The sequence below is a fragment of the Pseudomonas sp. TKO26 genome (assembly GCF_003225665.1).
GTDB classification, from domain to species: domain Bacteria; phylum Pseudomonadota; class Gammaproteobacteria; order Pseudomonadales; family Pseudomonadaceae; genus Aquipseudomonas; species Aquipseudomonas saponiphila.
In genome coordinates this window covers 182,688-207,278 of sequence record NZ_QKLN01000010.1, presented here as the reverse complement: position 1 = coordinate 207,278, position 24,591 = coordinate 182,688, and the positions used below count along the sequence as shown (strand labels likewise).

Annotated in this window: 28 protein-coding genes; 15 read left to right on the top strand and 13 right to left on the bottom strand. The window is 65.3% G+C overall.

What is annotated here, in order from left to right:
- Positions 1-171: 171 nt before the first annotated feature.
- The 3 genes from DNK59_RS17015 (at position 172) to DNK59_RS17005 (ending at position 2,684) form a co-directional block, all read left to right on the top strand.
- A complete protein-coding gene (locus DNK59_RS17015) occupies positions 172-951 on the top strand; it encodes an ABC transporter substrate-binding protein (protein ID WP_092315942.1) in 780 nt (259 codons plus the stop codon).
- Positions 952-1,068: 117 nt separating this feature from the next.
- Positions 1,069-2,181 carry a succinylglutamate desuccinylase/aspartoacylase family protein gene (locus DNK59_RS17010; protein ID WP_110723974.1) on the top strand — a complete coding sequence of 371 codons (1,113 nt, stop codon included), beginning with the start codon at positions 1,069-1,071 and terminating at the stop codon, positions 2,179-2,181.
- 122 nt (positions 2,182-2,303) lie between these two features.
- Positions 2,304-2,684, top strand: a complete 381-nt coding sequence (locus DNK59_RS17005) for a hypothetical protein (RefSeq protein ID WP_256596431.1) — start codon at positions 2,304-2,306, stop codon at positions 2,682-2,684.
- 9 nt (positions 2,685-2,693) lie between these two features.
- Here DNK59_RS17005 and DNK59_RS17000 read toward each other — a convergent pair whose 3' ends face one another.
- Positions 2,694-3,503, bottom strand: a complete 810-nt coding sequence (locus DNK59_RS17000) for a hypothetical protein (RefSeq protein WP_146249911.1) — start codon at positions 3,501-3,503, stop codon at positions 2,694-2,696.
- A gap of 130 nt (positions 3,504-3,633) precedes the next feature.
- On the opposite strand from DNK59_RS17000, the gene DNK59_RS16995 reads away from it, so the two are divergent.
- Positions 3,634-4,350: an alpha/beta hydrolase gene (locus tag DNK59_RS16995; protein WP_110723971.1), complete on the top strand. Its 717-nt coding sequence runs from the start codon at positions 3,634-3,636 to the stop codon at positions 4,348-4,350.
- 13 nt (positions 4,351-4,363) lie between these two features.
- On the opposite strand, the gene DNK59_RS16990 is transcribed toward DNK59_RS16995, so the two are convergent.
- The 4 genes from DNK59_RS16990 to DNK59_RS16975 all read right to left on the bottom strand — a co-directional run bounded on the left by DNK59_RS16990 (position 4,364) and on the right by DNK59_RS16975 (position 7,734).
- A complete protein-coding gene (locus tag DNK59_RS16990) occupies positions 4,364-4,942 on the bottom strand; it encodes a hypothetical protein (RefSeq protein WP_110723970.1) in 579 nt (192 codons plus the stop codon).
- A 121-nt stretch (positions 4,943-5,063) separates the two neighbouring features.
- Positions 5,064-5,978, bottom strand: coding sequence for a DMT family transporter (locus tag DNK59_RS16985; RefSeq protein ID WP_110723969.1), 915 nt, complete (start codon positions 5,976-5,978; stop codon positions 5,064-5,066).
- 99 nt (positions 5,979-6,077) lie between these two features.
- Positions 6,078-6,854, bottom strand: a complete 777-nt coding sequence (locus DNK59_RS16980; protein WP_110723968.1) for an AraC family transcriptional regulator — start codon at positions 6,852-6,854, stop codon at positions 6,078-6,080.
- A gap of 97 nt (positions 6,855-6,951) precedes the next feature.
- Positions 6,952-7,734 (bottom strand): hypothetical protein, encoded by a 783-nt coding sequence (locus tag DNK59_RS16975; protein WP_110723967.1) that lies wholly within the window; start codon positions 7,732-7,734, stop codon positions 6,952-6,954.
- A 423-nt stretch (positions 7,735-8,157) separates the two neighbouring features.
- Here DNK59_RS16975 and folE point away from each other — a divergent pair, with 423 nt between their 5' ends.
- The 3 genes from folE to DNK59_RS16960 are packed head-to-tail and all read left to right on the top strand — an operon-like array spanning position 8,158 to position 9,804.
- Complete coding sequence (gene folE, locus DNK59_RS16970) at positions 8,158-8,718, top strand: GTP cyclohydrolase I FolE (RefSeq protein ID WP_016963769.1); 561 nt, start codon at positions 8,158-8,160, stop codon at positions 8,716-8,718.
- The gene (locus DNK59_RS16965) at positions 8,719-9,246 is read left to right on the top strand and encodes a chalcone isomerase family protein (RefSeq protein WP_110723966.1); all 528 of its coding nucleotides are present in this window, start codon (positions 8,719-8,721) and stop codon (positions 9,244-9,246) included. It begins immediately after the preceding gene.
- 24 nt (positions 9,247-9,270) lie between these two features.
- A complete protein-coding gene (locus tag DNK59_RS16960) occupies positions 9,271-9,804 on the top strand; it encodes a DUF3833 domain-containing protein (RefSeq protein WP_110723965.1) in 534 nt (177 codons plus the stop codon).
- A 21-nt stretch (positions 9,805-9,825) separates the two neighbouring features.
- Here the strand turns inward: DNK59_RS16960 and DNK59_RS16955 are convergent, their stop codons facing one another.
- Complete coding sequence (locus tag DNK59_RS16955) at positions 9,826-10,287, bottom strand: thiol-disulfide oxidoreductase DCC family protein (protein WP_110723964.1); 462 nt, start codon at positions 10,285-10,287, stop codon at positions 9,826-9,828.
- 157 nt (positions 10,288-10,444) lie between these two features.
- On the opposite strand from DNK59_RS16955, the gene DNK59_RS16950 reads away from it, so the two are divergent.
- Complete coding sequence (locus tag DNK59_RS16950; protein ID WP_092315920.1) at positions 10,445-11,770, top strand: Nramp family divalent metal transporter; 1,326 nt, start codon at positions 10,445-10,447, stop codon at positions 11,768-11,770.
- A gap of 99 nt (positions 11,771-11,869) precedes the next feature.
- Here the strand turns inward: DNK59_RS16950 and DNK59_RS16945 are convergent, their stop codons facing one another.
- A complete protein-coding gene (locus DNK59_RS16945) occupies positions 11,870-12,802 on the bottom strand; it encodes a LysR family transcriptional regulator (protein WP_092315918.1) in 933 nt (310 codons plus the stop codon).
- 191 nt (positions 12,803-12,993) lie between these two features.
- Between DNK59_RS16945 and DNK59_RS16940 the strand changes: the two genes are divergently transcribed.
- Both DNK59_RS16940 and DNK59_RS16935 read left to right on the top strand, forming a co-directional pair.
- A complete protein-coding gene (locus DNK59_RS16940; RefSeq protein WP_256596435.1) occupies positions 12,994-13,419 on the top strand; it encodes a DMT family transporter in 426 nt (141 codons plus the stop codon).
- A 2-nt stretch (positions 13,420-13,421) separates the two neighbouring features.
- A complete protein-coding gene (locus DNK59_RS16935) occupies positions 13,422-13,868 on the top strand; it encodes a DMT family transporter (protein ID WP_110723962.1) in 447 nt (148 codons plus the stop codon).
- 86 nt (positions 13,869-13,954) lie between these two features.
- Here the strand turns inward: DNK59_RS16935 and glcF are convergent, their stop codons facing one another.
- From glcF to glcD, 3 genes are read right to left on the bottom strand one after another with little or no spacing between them, the layout of a single operon-like run.
- Positions 13,955-15,160: a glycolate oxidase subunit GlcF gene (gene glcF, locus DNK59_RS16930; protein ID WP_110723961.1), complete on the bottom strand. Its 1,206-nt coding sequence runs from the start codon at positions 15,158-15,160 to the stop codon at positions 13,955-13,957.
- A gap of 3 nt (positions 15,161-15,163) precedes the next feature.
- A complete protein-coding gene (glcE, locus tag DNK59_RS16925) occupies positions 15,164-16,228 on the bottom strand; it encodes a glycolate oxidase subunit GlcE (protein WP_110723960.1) in 1,065 nt (354 codons plus the stop codon).
- A complete protein-coding gene (glcD, locus tag DNK59_RS16920; RefSeq protein ID WP_110723959.1) occupies positions 16,228-17,727 on the bottom strand; it encodes a glycolate oxidase subunit GlcD in 1,500 nt (499 codons plus the stop codon). The genes glcE and glcD overlap by 1 nt, the downstream gene beginning before the upstream one ends.
- A 232-nt stretch (positions 17,728-17,959) precedes the next feature.
- Between glcD and DNK59_RS16915 the strand changes: the two genes are divergently transcribed.
- The gene (locus DNK59_RS16915; protein ID WP_016965497.1) at positions 17,960-18,130 is read left to right on the top strand and encodes a metallothionein; all 171 of its coding nucleotides are present in this window, start codon (positions 17,960-17,962) and stop codon (positions 18,128-18,130) included.
- Positions 18,131-18,179: 49 nt separating this feature from the next.
- Here DNK59_RS16915 and DNK59_RS16910 read toward each other — a convergent pair whose 3' ends face one another.
- The gene (locus DNK59_RS16910; protein ID WP_092315906.1) at positions 18,180-18,407 is read right to left on the bottom strand and encodes a DUF6555 family protein; all 228 of its coding nucleotides are present in this window, start codon (positions 18,405-18,407) and stop codon (positions 18,180-18,182) included.
- Positions 18,408-18,639: 232 nt separating this feature from the next.
- On the opposite strand from DNK59_RS16910, the gene DNK59_RS16905 reads away from it, so the two are divergent.
- From DNK59_RS16905 to DNK59_RS16895, 3 genes are all read left to right on the top strand, one after another.
- The gene (locus tag DNK59_RS16905) at positions 18,640-19,413 is read left to right on the top strand and encodes a helix-turn-helix domain-containing protein (RefSeq protein ID WP_110723958.1); all 774 of its coding nucleotides are present in this window, start codon (positions 18,640-18,642) and stop codon (positions 19,411-19,413) included.
- 204 nt (positions 19,414-19,617) lie between these two features.
- Positions 19,618-19,791, top strand: a complete 174-nt coding sequence (locus tag DNK59_RS16900) for a DUF1427 family protein (protein WP_110723957.1) — start codon at positions 19,618-19,620, stop codon at positions 19,789-19,791.
- 40 nt (positions 19,792-19,831) lie between these two features.
- Positions 19,832-20,788, top strand: coding sequence for a zinc-binding alcohol dehydrogenase family protein (locus DNK59_RS16895; protein WP_110723956.1), 957 nt, complete (start codon positions 19,832-19,834; stop codon positions 20,786-20,788).
- Between the two features lie 106 nt (positions 20,789-20,894).
- Here the strand turns inward: DNK59_RS16895 and DNK59_RS16890 are convergent, their stop codons facing one another.
- Positions 20,895-21,923 (bottom strand): purine nucleoside permease, encoded by a 1,029-nt coding sequence (locus DNK59_RS16890; protein ID WP_110723955.1) that lies wholly within the window; start codon positions 21,921-21,923, stop codon positions 20,895-20,897.
- A 107-nt stretch (positions 21,924-22,030) separates the two neighbouring features.
- Positions 22,031-22,987 carry a nucleoside-specific channel-forming protein Tsx gene (locus DNK59_RS16885; RefSeq protein WP_110723954.1) on the bottom strand — a complete coding sequence of 319 codons (957 nt, stop codon included), beginning with the start codon at positions 22,985-22,987 and terminating at the stop codon, positions 22,031-22,033.
- 356 nt (positions 22,988-23,343) lie between these two features.
- On the opposite strand from DNK59_RS16885, the gene kynU reads away from it, so the two are divergent.
- Positions 23,344-24,588, top strand: coding sequence for a kynureninase (gene kynU / locus DNK59_RS16880; RefSeq protein ID WP_110723953.1), 1,245 nt, complete (start codon positions 23,344-23,346; stop codon positions 24,586-24,588).
- The last annotated feature ends 3 nt before the right edge of the window (positions 24,589-24,591 follow it).

Genomic DNA, 24,591 nt, shown 5'->3' with positions numbered 1-24,591 from the left:
GCACCAAGCCGGGGCGTGGGGAGAGGTGCGGGGATACAGTCGCAGGTTTTTTGTAAGTATTTGTCGCATAAACACAATTTGCCGCTTCAGAGCCGCTCTAGACTGCTGGCCACTTCGATTTGCCCTTAATCGAAACCAGCCAATAAAAGTCTCCGTCTCCTGGAGTTATAAATGAACAAGTTTGCGCTGTTTGGTGCCCTGGCACTGTCGCTGTTTTCCTTCACCGCTTCGGCCGACGAGGCCAAGCCGATCCGTATCGGTATCGAAGCCGGCTACCCGCCGTTCTCGATGAAGACCCCCGACGGCAAGCTCACCGGTTTCGATGTCGACCTGGGCGATGCCCTGTGCGAGCAGATGAAAGTCAAATGCACCTGGGTCGAGCAGGAGTTCGACGGCCTGATCCCGGCGCTGAAGGTGAAGAAGATCGACGCCATCCTGTCGTCCATGACCATCACCGACGACCGCAAGAAGAACGTCGATTTCACCATCAAGTACTACCACACCCCGGCGCGCTTCGTGATGAAGGCCGGCACCGCCATCAAGGACCCGCTGACCGAGCTCAAGGGCAAGAAGGTCGGCGTGCTGCGCGCCAGTACCCACGACCGCTTCGCCACCGAAGTGCTGGTGCCGGCGGGTATCGACCTGGTGCGCTACGGCTCCCAGCAGGAAGCCAACCTGGACATGGTCTCCGGCCGCATCGACGCACTGTTGGCCGACTCGGTCAACCTCAACGACGGCTTCCTGAAAACCGATGCCGGCAAGGGCTTCGCCTTCGTCGGCCCCGAGTACAACGATCCGAAGTACTTCGGTGGCGGTGCCGGCATTGCCGTGCGCAAGGGTGACAAGGAGCTGGCGGACAAATTCAACAGCGCCATCGGCGAGATCCGCGCCAACGGCAAGTACAAGCAAGTGCAGGACAAGTACTTCGATTTCGACGTCTACGGCGAGTAAGCCGTCGGCTCGATACAGGAGGTAAAAAAAGGTGGCGGCCGCAACTCGGTCGCCACCTTTTTTCTGCGCCACTGTTTTATTCTGCACCGCGCTTTTTTCTTCAACCCCGGAGCCAGCATGCAACGCATCGACCATTCCCTGCCCTGGGGCCACCTGGGCACCCAGCGCCAGCTCAGTGTGTTCCGCTTCGGCAGTGGCCCACGCAAGGTGTACATCCAGGCCAGCCTGCATGCCGATGAATTGCCGGGCATGCGCACCGCCTGGGAGCTCAAGCAGCGTCTGGTCGAGCTGGAGCAGCAGGGCCGTCTGCAAGGGCTGATCGAGCTGGTGCCGGTGGCCAACCCCATCGGCCTGGACCAGCAGGTGCAGGGCAGCCACCTGGGACGTTTCGAGCTGGGCAGCGGTAAGAACTTCAACCGTGCCTTCGTCGAACTCAGCGGCCCGGTGGGCGACCTGATCGGCAAGCAGCTGGGCACCGATGCCGCCGCCAATATCACCTTGATCCGCCGCGCCATGGTCCAGGTGCTGGATGAACTGCCGCCGCCGGCCTCGCAACTGCAGGCCTTGCACCGCTTGCTGCTGCGCCATGCCTGCGACGCCGATATCACCCTGGATCTGCACTGCGATTTCGAAGCGGCGATCCATCTCTACGCCTTGCCCCAGCACTGGCCGCAGTGGCAGTCCCTGGCGGCGCGGCTCAAGGCTGGGGTGGCGCTGCTCTGTGAAGATTCCGGCGGCAGCTCCTTCGACGAGTCCTGTTCCGCGCCCTGGCTGCGCCTGGCCCAGGATTTTCCCCGGGCGGCGATTCCCCCGGCCAACCTGGCCACCACCCTGGAGCTGGGCAGCATGGGCGACACCCGGGTCGAGCAGGCCCGGGCCAACTGCGAGGCCATCCTCGGCTTTCTCGCCGAACAGGGACTGATCAGAGGCGACTGGCCTGCCGCGCCGGATCAGTGCTGCGAGGGCATGCCCTTCGAAGGCACCGAATACCTGTTTGCCCCGCACCACGGCGTGGTCAGTTTCCTGCGCGAGGCCGGCGAGTGGGTGGAGCGCGGCGATGCCCTGTTCGAAGTGGTCGACCCGCTCAACGACAGCGTCAGTACCGTGCGCGCCGGCACCAGTGGCGTGCTCTTTGCCCTGGACCGCGGGCGCTACACCCAGCCGGGTATCTGGCTGGCCAAGGTGGCCGGCCGCGAGGCGATTCGCGCCGGCAAGCTGATCAACGACTGAAGCGCGACGACAGGGGCGCACCAGGGTGGATGGGGGCTGGCCATGGGAAGCCCAGGTGTGTTTGCCCTCGATCCGCCAGCGCGCCTTTCGCCGGCAAGCCGGCTCCTACAACAGAGGTGTCCGTGTTCCGAGTGTCCCTGTCTATCCGCCTGCTGTTTACCCTGTGCCTGTTGGCGACCACCTTCAATCACCTGCGCGCCGCGGTGGACCACGGGTTGCTCTGGGACTATGACTACGGCGTCGACACGCCCCTGGCCAGCCGGGCCTTCTGGGGTTCCCTGAGCTTTTTCGATCCGCTGGCGGCGTTGCTGCTGTGGCTGCGCCCGCGCTGGGGGTTGCTGCTGACCCTGGCGATCATCGTGCTGGATGTCGTGCACAACAGCTTTTATGTGGCGGCCCACGGCCAGTGGCTGGAAACCTTCTACCTGTCTCAGGTGGTTTTTTTGCTGGCAGTGGTCGCGTTTTTGCCCCTGGCCTGGCGCGGGTTGCCGGTCAGGGGGTGAGCTCTGACGCTAGAGTCCGGGCGCTTTTTGTTCCGCTGCGTCGATCATGCGTTCCAGGCTCATAGGGTCCAGGCAATCCGCGGTCAGGGCCCGGACCTTGTGGAAATAGTCCGGGGCCGTGGAGCCGTCAAGACTGCTCTTGAGCGCCAGCAGGTAGTAGCCGTCGGCGCGAAACTGCTCCAGGTTCAGCAGCACTGGGGCGTAGAGGCTCTTCAGCGTGGCCAGCGGTTGCCCCTGTTTGATCTCCGGTATGTGCGCAGGCTTGAAGCAGAAGGAGTTGATGGCCGGCAAAGGGTAGTGCTTCGCATAGGAATCCGCTTGCTCCAGAGCCTTGAGCAGTTGTGCCCGCAGCCGCAGCAGTTCGGGGTCATTGAGCTTGAAACGCTGGTACGCGGTTTCGCAGTCGCGCAACAGTATTACTGCGGCCGCCAGCAAGCCCTGATCGGCGGCGCTTTGGTACAGCGCGCAGGCCTTGTTGTGTTGTGCCTGATAGTCGTGGCCAGACAAGGTCTTGCGGTTTTCTTCCAGATTCGCCAGCAGGTAGCTGGCGACTCCATGACCGGCGTCGCTGGCCTTGTGCAACTGACTTTCGTAGACCTGCGCGTTCTGCGCGATTTGCTGCATCGCCTGGGCCAGCGCTGGTTTCTGGAGTTGCTGCTCCTGCTCTTGCTCCAGCAATTGCTCGAGCCGTTGCTGATTGTCTTCGGCTATGTCCATGGCCTTCTGCAAGACAGCCTCGTTCTCGGCGTTGGGCATTGCCTGCGCCGGCGTCCACAGGCCAAGGCTGAGCAGCAGGGGTAGTAAAAGACGCGGTTTCAATGACACTTCCTCCTTGAATGGCGGCGCAGGATACGTCGCATAAAGGCAGTCTGCTACTGCTGCGGCGGTGATGCTTCAGGCCCGGCGATGCTAGGCTCTGGCGACCTTTTTTCCCTTCAAGGAGCAACACATGATCCGCTACCTGGCGCTTCTGGCTCTGTTGGTCGCGCCTTGGGTACAGGCTGCCAGCGCCGTGCATGACGACCTGCCGCTCAAGTACCTGGAACAGGCTCCGACCGAGAGCCGCAACCAGCCGCTGGTGATCTTCCTGCATGGCTACGGCAGCAACGAGGCCGACCTGTTCGGCCTGCATGAGCGCCTGCCGGCGACCTACACCTACCTTTCGGCCCGGGCGCCGCAGACCCTGGAAGAGGGCAGTTATCAGTGGTTCCAGCGCAAGGGGCAGGGGGCCTATGACGGTGTGACCGAAGAACTGGCCAGCAGCGCCGAGCTGATCGAGCAGTTTGTCCGCGCCGCGCTGGCCAAGTACCACACCCAGCCGGACAAGGTGGTGCTGGTGGGCTTCAGCCAGGGCGCGGCCATGGCCTATGAGGTGGGGCTGCGCCATCCGCAGTCGGTGCGCGGCATTGCCGCCTTGAGCGGGAAGATCTTGCCGCTGCTGGCGGCACAGGTGAAAAACAGCCCGGAACTGCAGCGCCTGGGCATCTTCATCGGCCACGGCACCGAAGATCGGCGCCTGCCCTACAGCGATGCGCTGGAGGCTAATAGCTTGCTGCGCAGGGCCTCGCTGCAACCGCAGTTCCATGCCTACCCGGGGTTGGGGCACAGCATCAGCGAGGCCGAGATCGAAGACCTCAAGGCTTGGCTGCAGGGGCTCAACCCCTGAGCCGAAGCGGGCTTTACTGACCGAGAATGTGCTTCATCAGTGCGGCATGGCCGGCCTTGTCGGCGGCCCGGGAAATCACCTGGACCACCGCCATGCGCGAGCCGGAACCGGCGATCAGGGTCGAGTTCAGGGTCTGGCCGCCGCCCTGGGTCGCGGTGCTGTCGATCTGCCGCACACCCAGGCCCTTGAGGGTCATGCTCTTTTCACTCTGTTTGCTGAAGTCCGGCAGGGCGGCGGCCTGTTGCGAGAGAAAGCCGCTGACCGCGGCGTCGAGAAACACGCTGTCGTTGTCCTTGACCTGGGCCGCATTGGGAATGCTGTTCTGCGCGGCAATCACCACGGTGCGGGTGGTGGCGTTGGAATACAGGGTGCCGCTGGCGCCCGCGGTGCCGTCGGCCTCGCTGCCGGCCGGCAGGGCCGAGGCAGTGAAGCCCTTGGGCAGGGTGAAGGTCAGCTTGCCGCCAAGCATCGAGACTTTTTCCCCGGTCGCCTGCTTGGCCGTGGACTTGCCGGCAGCGAGCGCGTTCAGCGCACCAAAGCCCGCTACCGCAGCGAACACCAGGACCAGGGCTTTTCTAGCGAAGGATGACATGCGCAATCTCCAGGCATGGGATCAAGGGTGCGCATCATCCCATGCCCGTTACGGCCGGCTCCAGAACGTTTTTTGGCGCATTGGTCGTGGCGCTTCGGATAGCCGCTTCTGGTGTTGCGCATCAGGCGCTACCGGTGCGCCGGCCCGAGGTGGCAATCACGGCCCCGGCGATGATGAGGAGCGCGGGTAGCAGCAGGATCGGCTTGGCGTTGGTCTGACCGGCGACGATCAGCAACAGGGTGGAAAACAGCGGGGCGAGATAGGACAGAGCGCCGAGACTTGCCAGGTTGCCGTGCTTGGTCGCGTGATCCCATGCAAAGAACGCCAGGCCAACCGGGCCCAGACCGAGGCCGATGATCGCCAGCCATTGCCCGTAGTCAGGCTGGACCGTGGTTTCGAACGCCAGGTGACAAAGCGCTCCAGCTATCGCTACCAGGCCGCAGATTGCCCCGATGCTGCTGCTGGGAACCTTGCTCAAGCGTCGATTGATCACCGAGTAGCCGGACCAGACCAAGGCACAGAGCAAGGCGGCCGTATAGCCGGCGACCGGCATGCTGGCCATGCCTGACTGCGAGCGTTGCTGCATGATGAACGCCGTGCCGGCAAGCCCCAGGAGCGCTCCCAGCAGTTGTCGCGGGCGCAGTCGCTGGCCACCCGTGACAGCGGCCAGCAAGACGATCAGCAGCGGCCAGAGGTAGGCGATCAGGCTGGCTTCGGCCGCGGGCGCGGCCTTGAGGGCGAAGAAATACAGTGCGTGATAGCCAAAGATTCCCAGAAAGCCTGTGGCCCACACCTTCCATGGCTGACGCCAGCCTTGAAAACCCGCAGCACCTCGCAGCCCGAGAATGAGCAGGCTGGCGACAAAGGCTACGGCAAAGCTCAAAGCCAGCAACTCGAAAGGCGGGATGCCCGAGGTCAGGGTGGTGAGCAAGGCCAGGCAGGACCACAGGAACACGGCAATCACCCCAATGGCGGTTGCCGAGGCGGTGGACCTTGTGGCCGAGAGCGTTTTGCTGGACGTCGTTGCTTGGGTCATGAGTGCCGCCCGATGAGCGTTGCGAGGCGGGCATGATAGAAAATCCGCTCGCTCGGGTATTGGCGTGGGCTGCCTATTGCTTGTTCCAGGCTGCACGTTTCAGTCGGTTGCGCAGGATCTTCGGGCCGATGCGGGTGTCAGGTTGCGGTTTTTTTTCAGCGCATGATTCAAGGCGCTCTGGTCGGCGTAACCCGCTCGATGGGCAATTTCCGTGATCGACAGTCGAGTGTCGCGCAGCAGGTCCATGGCCAGGTCCAGGCGCAGACGAGTGACATGGGCAAAAGGCGTGGTTTTCAGGTGCTGCTCGAAGAGTCGGTACAAGCGTCGTTCGCTGGTGCCTGACATTCGGGCGATTTCAGAGGCGGTCAGAGCGGTGCCCAGGTTGTTTTCGATATGGGTCAGGGCCCGGGCCAGGGTCAATTGCCCGTGATCAGGGGAGTGGCTGTGGGGCTGGACCAGGGTCGACATCAGCAAGGTACTGAAGGATTGAGCCACCTCAGGCGAGCTGGTCAGCAACGGAACGCTGCGTGTTGCGTATTCAAGCAGGTGGCGAATCTGCGGCCTTACCGGAAAAAAGCTTTTTTCGTTGAGTCTCTTGATGGTTTCAGCTTCGAACGTTTGGGCACGGGGCGATGAAAGCGCGACATCAAGAACCAGGAAAGTGTTGGCGGTACTGGCGGAAAAGGCATGAGGGCAACCTGCCGGGATGATCACGCCCTGGCTCCAGTCGACTCTGCCGCCACGGCCATCGACCTCTATCTCCATGGCGCCTGATTGCGGCAGCACGATCTGGTGATAGTCGTGCGCATGCAGCTCAATCTGGGCTGAGTAGGATCGCAAGGCCAATGAAGTGGTTGGGGTTGCTATGTGGCTCATCGCACGCTTCCACAAGACTGACGACGCATGATGCATGAGTGTCCGAGCTCGGCGCCAGCCTCTGGATGCCGAGGCCTAGTGCCGGTTTATTTGCGCTTCAAGGACGTCGCCCAGCGGCGGTGCCGAGGGTGTTTCGCACCAACAGGCGCTTGCTCAAACCCAGCACCAGCATCGACACCGCCACTGCCAATGCAAAGGCGAGCATTCCCACCGTGGGCAGGGCCAGGGCCAGTACCAGGCAGAACGCCGCAAAGGAATACAGGCCGGTGGTCAGGGAGCGCAGCAGCACGGTGGTGAAGGCCACGCCGTGGCTCTGGTGGGAGAACACCGCCAGCACGCTGCCGAGCACCGGAAACACCGCGAGCATGCCGCTCCAGCGTTCGCCAACGGTGCTGGCCAGCAGGGTCACCGCCAGGGTCAGCAAGGCCCCGGCGAGCATGCGGTAGGGCAGTTTGTCGGAGCGCGGCGCGGGGGCGGCGGGCAGCTCGCCGACCAGGGGAAACAGCCGCGGCGCCAGGAGCAGGGCGCTGGCAGCACAGGCCACGGACAAGCCCAGCGAGGCCGGCACCTGGGTTATGGCTGTGGCCAGCACGGCCCAGACCAGTGTGGCCACGGCCAGGGCCCCGGGCCAGGCCAGGCGCTGCGCGGCGTGGGTGTAGGCGACGCTGAAGGCGATCATCGCCAGCAATGCCGAGAGGGCCGCCCCCGCCGCATGGGTGGCGAAAGCGCTGCCTTGCTCCAGGGCCAGAAACAGCAGGATCGGTCCCACCACCACCGGAAACCCCGCCAGCCAGCCGGCGACATTCGGTCCCCAGCGCCTGCTCGCCAGGGAGATCAACCAGAGGAATCCGGGAACCGTCAGCAGTTTTAACAGCAGCATGCGTGCACTCGGTGGATGAACGGTGCACCACGCTAGCATCCAGCGCGGCTTTTGGCGCGTATCTGCTGACAGGGAAGCGGCCGGTAGCGGAGGAAGGTGGCGCTTTTTTCTTGTACAGCGAAAAGGTTTTGAATCGATTAAATGCGGTTTTGTACAAGTATTTAGGCGTTTGAGGCGTTTTTTATCGATAAAAATTGTACAAAATTAGAATTGTCGTATAGGTTTTCAAGGGTGGAATGTGCGAGTGCCTGCTCAGTCCTTTCAGGGGTAGGTGGTTGCTTTCCACGCTTTTGGGGCTCCGAGGTAAGGCCCGGGTGGAACCGGGGCTGGGTCAGTCGTGTGGTCGGCCACCTCGGTGCTCTTTTTTTCCTCGGCACGTGCAAGGAATTGCCCGCCTCGCCGGCTTTTCGGAACCCATGCGCCATGCACGATCCTCTATCTCAGCACTTTCACGGCATCCTCCAGGGCCTGGGTGAAGACCCCTCGCGCGAAGGCCTGCGGGACACTCCGCAGCGAGCGTCAAAGGCCTTGCGTTACCTGTGTCATGGTTACGAAACCAGCCTCGAAGAACTGGTCAACGGTGCGTTGTTCAGCTCCACCAGCGACGAGATGGTGATGGTCCAGAACATCGAGTTGTATTCCCTGTGCGAACACCATCTGCTGCCCTTCATCGGCCAGGCCCACGTGGCTTACATCCCCACTGGCAAGGTGCTGGGCCTGTCCAAGGTGGCGCGGATCGTTGACATGTACGCGCGACGCCTGCAGATCCAGGAGAACCTCACGCGGCAGATTGCCGAGGCGATCCAGGAAGTGACCCGGGCGGCCGGGGTGGCGGTGGTCATCGAGGCGCGGCACATGTGCATGATGATGCGCGGGGTGGAAAAGCAGAATTCGCTGATGAACACCTCGGTAATGCTGGGGGCTTTTCGCGAGTCCGCCAGCACTCGCCAGGAGTTTCTCCAACTGTTGCGCAGGCAGCCTTGAATGAAGCGCATCCGGCGATGGCGGGTGGCCCGCTGGCTGTGGCTGCTGGTGCTGCTCAGTGCCAGCGCCAGCGCCGGCTGGCAGGCGTCGCTGCCCGATGCCCGGCTGCTGGGCAGTGGCGAGTTCAGCTGGTTCGGCTTCAAGGTCTACAACGCGCGGCTCTGGGGCAGGGCGTTGCCGCTGGCGGACGACAGCCCCTTCGCCCTGGAGCTGACCTATAGGCGCACGATCAGCCGCGACGATCTGGTGCAGACCAGCCTCGACGAGATCCAGCGCCTGTCCGGTGCCGCGGTGAGCCCGGCGCAACTCAAGGACTGGCAGGCGCAGATGCAGCGCGCCTTTGTCGATGTCGAACCGGGCCAGCGCATCACCGGGGTGTTCCTGCCCGGACGCGGGGTGGAGTTCTTTGTCGACCAGCGCTTGCAGTACAGGGTCGAGGACGAAGCTTTCGCCCGAGCGTTTTTCGCCATCTGGCTCGACCCGCGCACGCGCAATCCGCAGCTGCGCGCACAACTGCTGGGCCAATAGCCGGCGCAGCACAGGAGATGCTCCATGTTGAAGAAATACTTGCTGTTGCTGTGCCTCGGCCTGGGTCTGGTCGCCTGCAGCGACACCGACGTCAAGCAGTACCGTGAGCAGAAACCCGAGCTGGAACTGCGGCAGTTCTTCAGTGGCCGGGTCGAGGCCTGGGGGCTGTTCCAGAAGCGCTCAGGCGAGGTGATCAAGCGCTTCCACGTGCAGATCGACAGCCACAGCGAGGGCGAGAAATTCATCATGCACGAGGACTTCACCTACAGCGACGGCACCCGCCAGACCCGGGTCTGGACCCTGGTCCCTGCGGGGCCCGGCCTGTGGCGCGGCACCGCCGACGATGTGGTCGGCGAGGCCCTGGGCGAAGTCTCCGGCAATGCCTTGCGCTGGCGCTACGTGCTCAACCTGCCGGTGGACGGCAAGACCTACCAGGTGCACTTCGACGACTGGATGTACCTGTTGGACGAAAACACCCTGGCCAATCGGTCCTACATGACCAAGTTCGGTTTTGAGTTGGGGCAGGTCAGCCTGTTTTTCCGCCGCCAGCCCAACTGACGGCGCTCGCCGCCCCGGGCTTCAGGATGGGTCGTCGAGAAAGCGCCCGCGATGTTCGGGGCTCGGCAACAGGCACACCTCATGGCGGCCGAACCAGCGATAGCGATTGCTGGCGATGCGGTCATAGGCCCAGTCCCGCAGCGGCCGCGGGACCCAGCGCAGCAGGCGCAGCCAGCGCCAGGGCGCGGGCAGTTGCGCCATCAGGCGGATAAAGGCTTCGGAGCGTTGCGACAGACCCTGGTCTTCGATCAGCAGCACACTGTCGAACTGCTCGGTGGGCTGGCCGAACCACTGCAGCAGGGCCTGACCCTGGGGCGATTGCATCGACGCCAGCTTGATCCGCCGCTGGCGGTCGTGGCGGATCACGAACTGCACCGAGGCATTGCACAGCTTGCACACCCCATCGAACAGCAGGACCCGGTCGCCGGGGTGCAGGAAGGGGGGCTGGGTGTAGGGTTCGGGGGGTGTCGCAGCGCTGTTCACGGGGCCACCTTGGGCGGGAAATCGATGCCTGCAGCAGGCGTCGCAAGGGTCTGGAGTGGCAGCAGCATACTCGCCTTCAGGGTGAAAATTCAGGCTTGGGTGCCCGGGCTGAAACCTCTAAGCTGGGCCCTTGCTCCAATCCGTCGTGGAAATCCCCGTGAAATTCAGCCTGCCAAAAATCGCTACAGCGCCCTTTTGTCCGCCGGAAGTGGCCGGTTCCGTATCCGTCGATCCCCGTGCCTCGTTGTTCAAGCGCCTGCTGCGCTTTGCCGGCCCGGGGCTGCTGATTTCCATTGGCTACATGGACCCGGGCAACTGGGCCACGGCCATCGAGGCCGGTTCGCGCTATGGCTACAACCTGCTGTTCGTGGTGCTGCTGGCGAGCCTGGCGGGGATGGCGGTGCAATGCCTGTGCTCGCGCCTGGGCATCGCCACGGGCCGCGATCTGGCGCAACTGTGCCGGGAGCGTTACAGCCGCCGTTCGGCCCGGGTCCAATGGCTGGCGGCCGAGGTGTCGATCATCGCCACCGACCTGGCCGAAGTGCTGGGCTGCGCCCTGGCGTTCCACCTGTTGCTGGGGGTGTCCCTGAGCACCGGGATTGTCATCACCGCGTTCGACACCTTGCTGGTGCTGGCCCTGCAGAACCGCGGCTTTCGCCGGCTGGAGGCGATCATGCTGGCGCTGGTGGCGACCATCGGCGTGTGTTTCTTCATTGAACTGCTGCTGATCAAGCCCTACTGGCCGGACGTGGCGCGGGGCTTCACGCCCTCGCTTTCGGCCATCAGCGAGGCTGCGCCCTTGTATCTGGCCATCGGCATCCTCGGCGCCACGGTGATGCCGCACAATCTGTACCTGCACACCTCGGTGGTGCAGACCCGGCTGATCGGCCAGGACCGGGCCAGCCGCGCCGACGCCATCAAGCTGGCGCGGATCGACACCATCGGCTCCCTGGCCCTGGCGTTGCTGGTCAATGCGGCGATCCTGATCCTTGCCGCCGCGGCCTTCCACAACACCGGCCACAGCGACGTGGTGGAGATCCAGGACGCCTACCACCTGCTCGACCCGCTGGTGGGCGGGGCCCTGGCCAGCGTGCTGTTCGGCGTGGCGCTGCTGGCCTCGGGGCAGAGCTCGACCTTCACCGGGACCATTGCCGGGCAGGTGATCATGGAGGGCTACCTGAACCTGCGGATTCCCTGCTGGCAGCGACGCCTGATCACCCGCGGCCTGGCGTTGATCCCGGCGTTCATCGGCGTCTGGCTGCTGGGGGAGGGCGCCGTGGGCCAACTGCTGGTGCTGAGCCAGGTGGTGCTCAGCCTGCAACTGCCGTTTGCCCTGTACCCGCTGATCCGCATGACCAACGACCGGCGCCTGATGGGCGAATTCGTCAACCGCTGGCCGACCCGGCTCCTCGCCTGGAGCCTGTTCGCCATCATCAGCGCGGCCAATGCCTGGCTTCTGGTCGAAGCAGCGGCAAGTTTCTAGCGGCAAGCTGCAAGCTAAAGCCATCCGCGCCATGCTTTGAGCTTGCAGCTTGCAGCTTGCAGCTTGCAGCTTGCAGCTTGCAGCTTGCAGCTGATCGCGTTAGCGATCCCAATAGGGCTCGGGGCCGAATTTCTCGACGAAGAAGTCGATCACGGTGCGCACTTTCACTGACAACCGGCGGCTGCCGGGCCACAGGGCGGCGATCTGTTGCGGTTCGAGGCTGGTGGCCACCTCGAAGTCTTCGAACAGCGCCACCAGGCGGCCCTGGTGCAGGGCTTGCCCAATCAGCCAGGAAGGAAACATCACCAGCCCCAGGCCCTGTTCGGCGGCCTGGGTCAGGGTGTCGGCGTGGTTGCCGGTCAGCGGGCCCTTGACGCTGTAGGGCGTCCAGTCTTCCCGCCCCTGGCGGAAGAACCAGCGCTGCTGGCCGCTCTCGCCCTTGTAGGCCAGGCACTGGTGCCCTCGCAGCTGTTCCGGGTGTTGCGGTGTGCCATGCCGCGCCAGGTAGGCCGGGCTGGCCGCCACCCGGTAGCGCTGCGGGGCCAGCAGGCGGGCCTGCATCGAGGAGTCTTCCAGGGTGCCGATGCGAAACAGCAGGTCGGTGCCGTCCTGCAAGGGATCGATGTAGTTGTCGGTCTGTTGGATGTCCAGTTGCAGCTTGGGGTAGCGGCCCAGCAGTTCGCCAAGCCAGGGCGACAGGTGCCGCTGGCCGAACACCACCGGGGCGTTGATTCGCACCAGCCCGGCGGGTTCGTCCTGCTGTTCCTGCAGCGCCTGTTCGGCTTCTTCCCATTGCGCCAGCACCCGCCGCGCATGGTGGCCCAGCAGGCGCCCGGCCTCGGTGGGGCTGACGGCGCGGGTGTGGCGATAGAGCAACTGCTGGCCCAGGGCCTGTTCCATCAGCTGGATCTGCCGCGAGATGGACGAGGGCGCCAGCCCCTCGCGGCGCGCCACGGCCGAGAAGCTGCCCTGATCGAGCACCGCGATGAACAGGCGCAGGGCCTTGAAACCGAGGTCGTTGAAGCCTTGCATGGAGGAATCCTGCTGTGCGTTTTGCGCAAAAGAGTTGTCAGTATGCTGGCATTTATCGCAAAGCTCGTGCAATCGATAATGCCCGCCGTTTCTTGATCTCAGGCAGGTGTTGCATGTCTTCCGATGTTGTCGAACCCGCGCTGCCAAACCTGGCGCCGGTCACTGAATCCCGCGCCGGCTGGCAGCGCCTGATGCTCTTGCCGCTGGTGATCCTTGCCGGCATGGGCCTGTCGGTGGAGGCCGGCTTGCTCGGCCCGCTGGGCGCCCAGGTCGGGCACTTGTGGGCCACCCTGAGCATCTTCGGCGTGGGTGCAGCGCTGTTGTCTCTGCTGCTGTTGTTCAGCGGTCCACAGCCGGGGCCGGCCCTTAGCCAGTTACCGCGCTGGCAGTTGCTGGGCGGGGTGCTGGGGCCGATCTACGTGGTGGTGCTGACCCTGGCCACGCCCCATATCGGCATCGCCATGACCATGATCGCGATCCTCTCCGGGCAGGTCGGCAAAAGCGTGCTGATCGACCATTACGGCTGGTTCGGCAGTGCCCGCAAACCGGTCAATGCAGAACGCTGGCTGGCCCTGACACTGATTGTCGTGGCCCTGATCCTGATGGCCCGAGGTTGAAGATGAATCTGTTTCTATTGCTGGTCGTGGTGGTGGCCGCCGGTGCGCTGCTGAGTGTGCAGGCGGCGATCAATGGCCGCCTGGGAGCAAGCGTCGGGGTGCTGCGCAGCAGCCTGCTGACCTTTGCCGTGGGCGCCCTGATCACCGGGTTGCTGATTGTGTTTTTCCAGCCGCCCCAGGCCATGACATTGCTTCAGGCGCCGAAATGGCAGCTTTGTGGCGCCTTGTTCGGCGTGGTCTACATGCTGGTGATGGTCGGCGCGGTGCCGCGGGTGGGGGCCGCTGTGGCCACCGTGGCGGTGATTCTCGGGCAGTTGGGCATGGGCATGCTGATCGACAACTTCGGCTGGTTCGGCAACCCGGCCATCGAGCTGTCGTCCAGCCGCCTGCTGGCCATGCTGTGCCTGGCCCTGGCGCTGCTGTTCATGTATCGGAGCCATAAGCCATAAGCCATAAGCCATAAGCTGCAAGCCGCAAGCCGCAAGCCGCAAGCCATAAGCCGCAAGCCTGAAGCTTGAAGCTTGAAGCTTGCCGCTTAGTCCAGCACTTCGATCCAGTGGCGGACCGGGGTGCGGCCGGCGCCATCCAGGTGGCTCTGGCAGCCGATGTTGGCGGTGACGATCAGGTCCGGCCGGCCACTTTCCAGGGCCCGCAGCTTGTCGTCTCGCAGTTGCCGCGCCAGCGCCGGCTGGGTCAGTGAATAGGTGCCCGCCGAGCCGCAGCACAGGTGGCTGTCGGGCACCGCGGTGAGGTGGAAGCCCAGGCGTTGCAGCAGGCTTTCCACGGCGCCGCCGAGCTTTTGCGCGTGCTGCAGGGTGCAAGGGCAATGAAAGGCCAGGCGCTGGTCGCTGTGGGCGCCGAGCTGTTCCAGGGGTTCGTCGCGCAGCACTTCCACCAGGTCCCGGGCCAGGGCGCTGACCTGCCGGGCCTTGGCCGCGTAGGCCGGATCATGGGCCAGCAGGTGCTGGTAGTCCTTGATGAAGGCGCCGCAACCGCTGGCGGTCTGGACGATCGCCTCGGCGCCCTGTTGCAGGTACGGCCACCAGGCGTCGATGTTGCGCCGGGCCCGTTGCAGGCCGGCTTCCTGGGCGTCGAGGTGATAGTCCACGGCGCCGCAGCAGCCGGCCTCGGCGACCGGTTGCACGCTGATGCCCAGGCGGTCGAGGACCCGCGCCGTGGCGGCATTGGTATTGGGCGACAGCCCCGGTTGCACGCAGCCTTCAAGCAACAGCACGCGCCGCGAATGCCGTGGGGCGGGGCGCGGCTTGGCCGTGGGCAACTGGCGCGGCAGCTTGTCCTGCACCGCTTGGGGCAGCAGCGGGCGCAGGCGGCTGCCGCCCTGGATCAGGGCCTTGAACAGTTGCGTGTTGGCGCAGAGGGCCCGCAGGCCATGGCGCAGCAGTTGCTGGCCGGCGGGGCGGGGTACAGCGGCGTCGACCACGGCGCGGCCGATGTCCAGCAGGTTGTGGTAGTCGACCCCGGACGGGCAGGTGCTCTCGCAGTTGCGGCACGACAGGCAGCGGTCCAGGTGCTGCTGGGCCTGGGAGGTGGCTGGGGCGCCTTCGAGTACCTGCTTGATCAGGTAGATGCGCCCCCGCGGGCCGTCCAGCTCGTCGCCCAGCAACTGGTAGGTGGGGCAGGTGGCATTGCAGAAGCCGCAGTGCACGCAGCTGCGCAGGATGCGCTCGGCTTCGGCGGCCCGGGGCAGTTGCCGGGCTTCGGGGCTGAGGGTGGTCTGCATGGTCTAGAGCTCCGCGTAGAGTCGGCCGGGGTTGAAAATCCCTTGCGGGTCCAGCTGCGCCTTGAGCCGTTGGTGGTAGTGCAGCAGGGTCGGCGCCAGGGGCTGGAACGGGCTGTCCTGCAGGCCGTGGCTGTAGCAGCTGGCGTGGCCGCCGACGGCGCTGACCGCGGCGCGGATCTCGGCGGCCGTGGCATCGGTCTTCAGCCAGCGCTGGGCACCGCCCCAGTCCAGCAGCTGTTCGCCGGGCAGGGCCAGCAGCGGCGTGTTGTGCGGCAGCGACAGGCGCCACAGCGGCGGGCCAGGGTCGAAGAACGCCAGTTGCTGTTCATTGAGCAGGCTCCAGTAGCCCGCCTCCAGGGGCTCGCCGCCCAGGCGCTCATGGGCCGCCGCCACCGAGCCTTCGCCGCCCTCCAGGCGCAGGTGCAGGCGCTCACCGTCATGGCAGGCGGCGCTGATCGGCAGGGGCTGCTGGCCCCATTCGGCCAGTTGCGCGAGGGCGCGCTGGCGGTCCATTTCCAGGCTCAGGCTCAGGCATTGCCGGGGCTTGGGCAGGACTTTCAGCGAGACTTCGGTGATCAGCCCCAGGCAGCCGTAGCTGCCGGCCATCAGCCGCGACAGGTCATAGCCGGCGACGTTCTTCATCACCTCGCCGCCAAAGCGCAGGTGCTGGCCGCTGCCGCTGATGATCCGGGTGCCGAGAACGAAATCCCGCACCGCGCCGGCCCAGGGCCGACGCGGCCCGGACAGGCCGCTGGCGAGCATGCCGCCGACGGTGGCGCCAGCGCCGAAGGATGGCGGCTCGCAAGGCAGCATCTGCCCGGCGGCCTCCAGGGTGGCGTGCAACTCGCTGAGCGGGGTGCCGGCTCGGACGCTGATCACCAGCTCGGTGGGGTCGTAGCTGACGATGCCGCGATGGCTGCGGGTGTCGAGGATTTCCCCGGCGCACTCGCGGCCGAGAAAGGCCTTGCTGTTGGAACCCTGGATGCGCAGCGGGGTATGGCTCTGCAGGGCGTCGCGTACCTGCTCCAGCAACGTCTCTACGGCATCGAAATCGCTGTCGGTGCTCATCAGAAGCGCTCCAGTTCGGGGAAGGGCAGTTGCCCGTGGTGGATGTGCATGGCGCCGAATTCGGCGCAGCGCTGCAGGGTCGGGATGTTCTTGCCGGGGTTGAGCAGGCCGAGGGGGTCGAAGGCCGCCTTGATGGCGTGGAACAGCGCTAGCTCGTGGGGGGTGAACTGGGCGCACATCTGGTTGATTTTCTCCCGGCCCACGCCGTGTTCGCCGGTGATGCTGCCGCCCACCGCCACGCACAGTTCGAGGATCTTGCCGCCCAGGGCCTCGGCCCGTTGCAGCTCGCCGGGCTGGTTGGCGTCGAACAGGATCAGCGGGTGCATGTTGCCGTCGCCGGCATGGAACACGTTGGCTACCCGCAGCTGGTGCTCGTCGGCCAGGCGGGCGATGCCCCGCAGCACTTCTGGTAGCTGGCGCCGGGGAATGCTGCCGTCCATGCAGTAGTAGTCCGGCGCCAGGCGCCCCACCGCCGGGAAGGCATTCTTGCGCCCGGCCCAGAAGCGCGCGCGCTCGGCTTCGTCGCGGGCCTGGCGCACCTCGCTGGCGCCGGCTCGTTGCAGTACCTGGCGCACCCGCTGGCAGTCGTCGTGGACATCGGCTTCCACGCCGTCCAGTTCGCACAGCAGGATGGCTTCGGCGTCCACCGGGTAACCGGCGTGGATGAAGTCTTCGGCGGCGCGCAGCGCCAGGTTGTCCATCATCTCCAGGCCGCCGGGGATGATCCCCGCGGCAATGATCTCGGCCACCGCGCGGCCGGCGGCTTCCACCGAGTCGAAGGCCGCCAGCAGCACCTTGGCGATCTGCGGCTTGGGCAGCAGCTTGACCGTGACCTCGGTGATCACCCCCAGCAGGCCCTCGGAACCGGTGAACAGCGCCAGCAGGTCGAAGCCCTGCGAATCCAGGGCCTCGCTGCCCAGGGTCAGGGGCTGGCCGTCGATGCTGAGCATCTCGACCTTGAGCAGGTTGTGCACGGTCAGACCGTATTTCAGGCAGTGCACGCCGCCGGCGTTTTCCGCGACGTTGCCGCCAATCGAGCAGGCGATCTGCGAAGACGGGTCGGGGGCGTAGTACAGGCCAAAGGGCGCGGCGGCCTGGGAGATCGCCAGGTTGCGCACCCCGGGCTGGAGCCTGGCACAACGCGCGGCGGGGTCGATCTGCAGGATGTCCTTGAAGCGCGTCATCACCAGCAGCAGGCCCTTCTCCAGGGGCAGGGCGCCGCCGGACAGGCCGGTGCCGGCGCCCCGGGCCACTACCGGCACCCGCTGCGCATGGCAGATCTGCAGGATGCGTTGCACCTGATCCAGATGCCGGGGCAGGGCCACCAGCATCGGCGTGCTGCGGTAGGCGCTGAGGCCGTCGCACTCGTAGGGCTTGAGCTGGGTTGGCTGGTCCAGCAGTTCCAGTTCCGGAAGTTCTTGGCGTAGAGCCTGGATCAGGGCCTGGCGGTCGACTTCGGGCAGGGCGCCGTCGAGGCGTTCGTCGTAGAGCATGGTCATGGCGACTGGGGACCTTGTGTGGTTTTTATCAGGTCGCGACAGCAGCATCAGCGGGCCTGGTGTCCGTCCGTCCGCGCTTGCGCTGGCTGAACCACTTTAGTCGCTCATGGCCGGGTGAGGGGCGCGGATTGGCCTAACCTTTTTAAGTGCTCGAACCCTGCGCTGCGCGCTGCTGTTTCAGGCGCTGCGCTGTTGGGGTCTCATCAGAAGGCCGTTCACGAGGAACACTGCCATGTCCAATCAAACCTGTGCCTGTCCGGCTTGCACCTGCAAGCTTGGAGCCCATTCGATTGTCCGTCACGGTAAGCACTACTGCTGCCAGGCGTGCGCCGACCATCACGCCCACGGTGAACCTTGCGCTTCCACCGAGGGCTGCAAATGCGCCAAGGGCGCCCACGGTTGACGCGGCTGTGGCGGGTGGAGCCCCAGAGCTCCACCCCCATCGGCAGGGCCTAGACCGAAGGGCGCCAGGTGACGTTCTCGATGCCGAGTTTTTCCGCCATGGGCTTGCTGGTCTTCTTCACCCGTTCACGGCCGAAACGTCCGATCCGACCCACGCCTGCGTCGCAACTGGCCCAGTGCCAGGCCTCGGCGTTGTCCATCTTTTCCTGGCGGATGATGAAGGACTTGGGCGCGCCGTGGAGGGTGTATTCGATGACGAAAAGTTTTGCGTTATTCATAAAGCCGTTATTCCTCCCTGTGATGCCTTAGTGATTCTGGCGTGGCGGAAAAATTCACTCGAAATGTCCCGCCCGGCTACCGACGGTCATCTTCCGAGGCTGCGCTCGCCGCCTGGGTGCCAGGGCCGGGCTGCGGGCTTGAGCCCCGTGTGGATGTGGGCCGCGGCGCTGCTTGGCGGCATTCACGGTGGCTGGTTACCATGGGCGCCCGCCGACTTGCCGCGACCTTGCCATGGCCCTCGCCACACCTCCCGACCTCAGTGACCCCGCGATCCCGGTGCAACCCCTGGCGCGTACTTATCCGCGCGGCTTGTTCATCGAGCCCCATCAGCACGACTGGGGCCAGTTGCTCTACGCCATGAGCGGGGTGATGTGGGTCGAGACACCCCAGGAGGCCCTGGTGGTGCCGCCGCAGCGCGCGGTCTGGCTGCCCCCTGGGGTCAGCCACGGGATTCGCGTGGTCAGCGATTTGCAGATGCGCAATATCTACCTGCGCCCGTCCCTGGCGGCGACCCTGGATCCCGGCGTCCAGGTGCTGCAGGTGGATAACCTGCTGCGCGAGCTCATCGTGCGCCTGGTGGAGCTCGACCCACCGCAGCCCGAGTACTACGAGGCGCTGGTGGGGCTGGCCCTGCTGGAACTGCGCAGGGCCCGCCGCTCGCTGTTGAAGATTGCCCTGCCGGATGCCTCCGACCGGCGCCTGATCAACCTGTGCCAGGCGGTGATGGCGGCGCCGTCCCTGGCCATTTCCTTTGAACAGCACGCCGATGCGGCGGGGGCCAGCGTGCGTACCCTGGCACGGCTGTTCAAGGAACAGCTGGGCCTGGGGTTCGCCGAATGGCGGCGGCAGGTGCAACTGGCCACCGCTGCCGCGGAGCTGATCCAGGGCGTACCGGTGAGCCGCATTGCCCGTGAGCTGGGCTATTCCCCCGGCAGTTTCAGCGACATGTTCCGTCGCGAACTGGGTGTCGCGCCTTCCCAGTACGCCGCCGCGAGCCAGGTGTAGCCGCTGCCGCAGGCTGCGAAGACGACGCGAAGATCCAAAGAGCCCACGAGGTGCATCAGGCGGACGCCAGCCAAGCGACCGCCCGGGTTTCGCTTTGGCCGAAATCCTGAAGCACTTGACCGATGCCGCAAGCGTTCGCCACCTAGACTTTGTCGCACACGCCACATCACCCCGGCACGGACGCCACGGCTTCTGGAGCGCGACATGAACTACCTGATTTCCCTGGCCGCCGGTCTGCTGGTCGGCCTGCTGTACGGCGCCTTGCAGGTGCGTTCCCCGGCACCGCCGGCCATTGCCCTGGTGGGCCTGTTGGGCATGCTCGGCGGCGAGCAGTTGTGGCCGCTGGGGCGTCAGCTCGTGAGCAGTTGGCTGTCCTGAACAGGCACTTTTTCTTTCCCCCTGACCCATGGATCCGACGATGAAAGCACTGCAATTTTCCGCAACCGGCGATCTTGCCGCCCTGCAGGTGGTGGACCTTGCCACCCCGGTGCCGGGCGCCGGTCAGGTCCTGGTCCGCATCCAGGCCGCGGGCCTCAACCCCAGCGACGTGAAGAACGTGCTCGGGCGCTTTCCCTACACCACGCTGCCGCGGATTCCCGGGCGGGATTTCGCCGGAGTGGTGGAGCAGGGCCCGGCCGAGCTGATCGGTCAGGAGGTTTGGGGCACCGGCAAGGAGCTGGGGTTCTTTGCCGATGGCAGCCATGCCGAATATGTCGTGCTGGCGGCCAAGGGCGTGGCCCGCAAGCCTCGGCACCTGAGTTTTGCCCAGGCCGCGAGCCTCGGGGTGCCGTACACCACCGCCTGGGATGCCCTGGAGCGCAGCGGTGTGACCACCGGCACCCGACTGCTGGTGATCGGCGGTGGTGCGGTAGCCACGGCGGCCCTGGCCCTGGCCAAGGTGCGCGGGGCCCGGGTGCTGGCGGCGGCGCGGCGGGCGGAGCAGGTTCAGGCGCTTGAAGCCCAGGGCTACCCGACCCTGCATCTGGAGCAGCCGGAAACCCTGGCGGCCCAGGTGGAGGAGGTGCACCCCGGCGGTGCCGAGGTGATCTTCGACACCACCGGTTTCTGGCTACCGGCCTCGGTGCCGGCCCTGGCCGCCTTTGGCCGCATCGCCATCATTGCCGCGCCGCTGGACGGTCAGGTGCAACTGCCGGCCCTGGCCCTGTACCGCAAGGGCGGCTCGGTGGTGGGCATCAACTCGCTGCTGTACGGGGTCGAGGCGTGCGCGGCGATGCTGGAACAGTTCGGCCGCTACTTCGATGAAGGCCGGCTGCCGCTGCCGGAAGGCTTGGTCGAATCGCCCCTGGAGCAAGGCCTGGAGCGCTACGCCGAAGTGAACCAGGGGCGCGGCGAGAAGGTCATCCTCATCCCCTGAGCGCCCACGATGCGCCTGCGCCCCGTAGGAGCTGGCTTGCCAGCGAAGAGGCCCCTGAGACCGCCTTCGCCGGCAAGCCGGCTGCTACGGGTGGTGGGGTTGGGGCTCAGGCTCCGGGGACGCCTGTTTCCCAGGCCGACCAGTTGTCGAGGATGTCCTGCACCAGCGGGTTGCCGGCTCGATACAGGTTCTCCAGGGCCGGGACAAAGCCACCCTGGTCGGCGTACTTGAGCAGGTTGTCCACTTCGCTGGCCCCCGGCGCCGGGCGGTCGAAGTCGGAGCCGGCGCGCAGCACCGCCAGGCGCTGGATGTCCACCAGGCCCTCGCGGCTGGCCCGCAGCAAGGCTTCGTAGGTGGAGTTGTCTTCCTGCTGGGTGGTGCAGTAGGTGCCTTTGTTGTCGGTCAGCAGGCGGGTCCAGACCTCGGCCCGCTCGCTCAGCCGAGTGCCGGAAAACCAGGTATTGCCCGCCAGGGTGTCGCAGCGGGTCACCACCGGCGGCTGGTTGGCCGGGGCCTTGGGGTATTTCAGGCGCCAGGCCGCCGATTCCTTGCTCTCGCTCAAGCTCACCTTATGACTCAGGGCGAAGGCCTTGGCCTGGAGCTTGGGGTTCAGTTCGAAGACCTCGGTCTTGTAGTCCAGGGGCGGCTTTTCATCCGGGCTCTTGGTGTTGATCCCCAGGTAGCCGGTAGGCCAGCCCTTGGGCGCATCCCGCGAATCGATTTCCCACTGGGTGCCGAACTCCACCAGGTAATGGGCCCAGGCCGCGGTGCCGATAGTGCCGTGGTGCGGGCTGATGCCGGCGATCCCGGCAATCAGGAAATAGCTTTTACGCAGGTCGAACTTCGGCGACAGGGCCAGCGCCAGGGTCGAGGCCGCGGCATTGGTCTGGCCCATGCCGGTGGTCAGCAGACACACCTCCCGGTCGTTGCAACGAATCACCGGATACTCCGCCGCCAGCCCTGGCACGCGGATCTCGCGCTTGAGCTCCAGGCGCTCGATCCAGTGCTGCGCTTCCGGCGCGAACATGCTGATCAGCACCACCTTGGGCCTGATCGGCGCCTCATTGGCCCAAGCACCGCTGACCATCAGCGCGCCCAAACCCAATACCCACGAACCCTTTTGAATCCCACGCATACAACCTCCATGACTGCCGTTAACCGGCGCTTATCCTGCCTGATACAGATGGCAATTCATCGCACTGCTCTGACTTGCCGCTTGTAGCTTGCCGCTTGCAACTGCTCCTAGAACTGATAGCCGACCCCGGCGTAATAGCCCCAGCCATTGGAGCGGGCGCGGAACTCGCCATCGCCGAAGTTCAGCACGCTGCCGTCCTCCCAGTTGCCGCCGTTGTGAAAGTAGCGGCCCACCAGGGTGAAGCGCAGGTGGGTGAAGGAATACAGCAGCACATTGGTGGCCACCGTGGCATTGGCGGTGCGCGCCGGGTTGTCCCTGTGCAGGTCGGAGCCGAAATCGAAATTGGTGAAGCCGATGTAGGTCAGCGAGGCGCCGTTGCTGAAGGTGTCGATGGGCACGATGTATTTGAGCTGGGCGCGGTAGCCGTCCCAGGAATATTCATTGCTGGCGCCGTAGTTTTCCCACTGGTAGCGGCCGTAGAAGTTGGCCGAGAGGCTGACCCGCGAATGGGTGTCGATGTCGGTGCCCAGGCCGCTGTACAGGGTATTGGCACGGTTGGCGGTGCGGCTGCCGTGGTCGTAGATCCAGTCGAAGGCCACGTACCACTCCTTGAACGGGCCGATGGCCAGGCTGCGGCCGGCCAGGTAGTCGATGGAGATCCGCGGCTCATGCTCCATGAACAGCGGCGAGCCGTGGTCCCAGATGCCCTTGTCGTGGCTGTTGCCGATGTCGAGGATCTTCGGCAGGTCGATATAGCCGTACAGCTCGAAGGGGCCCTTGCGCCCGAAGTATTCGTATTCCAGGTAGATGTCGTCGGCCGGGCGCGGGCCGAAGCTGATGTCCTTGCTGCCGATCAGCATCAGGTCCTGGTTGTACCAGTCGGAGAGGTAGGCGCCCTGTTTCGCAGGCTGGACCTCGGCGCTCAGGCTTTCGCCCTGGGCTGATGCGTCCGGGGTGGGGGATTGGGCCTGCGCGGCGTGGCTGAGTAGCGCGGTAACGCCGGCCAGCCCGAGGCAAGCAGCCAACAGGCCGCGGCAAGCCGGGCGGGGGAAGCGATTGTGCATGGAAAGTCCCTGTTCGTGCGGTGTGAAGTCCCTGGTGTCCGTTCCCCCGCAGGGCGGTGGCGAACACCCACAAAAATGCAGCTCGCAAACGTTTGCATATGGCGTACCAACTTGAAATAGCTTTCGCAAATAAAAGTCGTCGACAGGGCCTTTGCGCCAGCGCTGTGGCGGCTGCGGCGCTACCGAGCGGCCCGCCGATGGAGGGCCGGCGGTGAGCAGGGCTGGGTATTACCAGCGGGAATATAAAGGGCCGCCTTTTCTATTATCCAGTAATGACGACCCTGGCTAGCATCCGGACTCGCCAGGGCCGTTTGCTGCGGCCCCGGCGCCCCAATCATCGATACCGAGGGATCGTCATGAGCCGTTCCGCGCCCTGTACCCGGGAGCAGATCCAGCAGTTGGATCAGTCCGACCCGCTGGCCTTCTGTCGCCAGCGTTTTACCTTGCCGCAACACAAGATCTACCTCGACGGCAACTCCCTGGGGGCCATGCCGGCCCATGTTCCGGCGCGCCTGGAGCAGGTGCTCAAGGTGGAGTGGGCCGAAGGCCTGATCAACTCTTGGAACGATGCCCACTGGTATCCGGCGCCGCAGCGCACCGGTGCCCGCATCGCCGGACTGATCGGTGCCCAGGGGCACGAAGTGATAGTGGCCGATTCCACCTCGATCAACCTGTTCAAGGTGCTGGTGGCGGCCTTGCGCATGCAGCCGTCGCGCCGGGTGATCCTGGCGGAGAACGGCAACTTTCCCACCGATGTGTACATCGCTCAGGGCGTTGCGGAACTGACCGGCTGCCGGCTGCAGTGCGTTGATCCGGAACAGATCCTCGATGCCCTCAGCGACGAGGTGGCAATCCTGTCTCTCACTCACGTCAACTACAAGACCGGTCGCCGCTACGACATGGCGGCGATCACCGCGCGGGCCCACGAGCTGGGGGTGCTGGTGGTCTGGGACCTGTGCCACTCGGCCGGCGCCATGCCGGTGGAGCTGAACGCGGCCGGCGCGGACTTTGCGGTGGGCTGCGGCTACAAGTACCTCAATGGCGGCCCTGGCGCTCCGGCCTTCGTGTTTGTCGCCGAGCGTCACATCGCCCAATTGCGCCAGCCGCTGACCGGTTGGCACGGGCACGCCAAACCCTTCGATTTCAGCCATGACTACCTGCCGCACCCGAGCCTCGACCGGATGCTGGTGGGCACCGCGCCGCAGTTGGGCGTGCTGGCTCTGGAAGCGGCGCTGGAGGTGTTCGACGGCGTCGACCTGCAGGCCTTGCGCAGCAAGAGCCTGGCCTTGTCCGAGCTGTTTATCCGCCTGTGTGACGAGCAACTGGCCGGGTTGGGCGTGCAGTTGCAGACCCCGCGCGATGCCGAGCAGCGCGGCAGCCAGGTTTCCCTGAGCCACCCCCAGGCCTACCCGGTGATGCAGGCCCTGATTGCCCGGGGCATCGTCGGTGATTTTCGCGCGCCGGACATCCTGCGCTTCGGTTTCGCCCCGCTGTACAACCGCTTTGAAGACATCTGGACCTGCGTCGGCGCGCTGCGGGACATCCTCGTCAGCGGCGAATGGAACCAGCCGCAGTTCCTGGCCCGCAAAGCGGTGACCTGAACC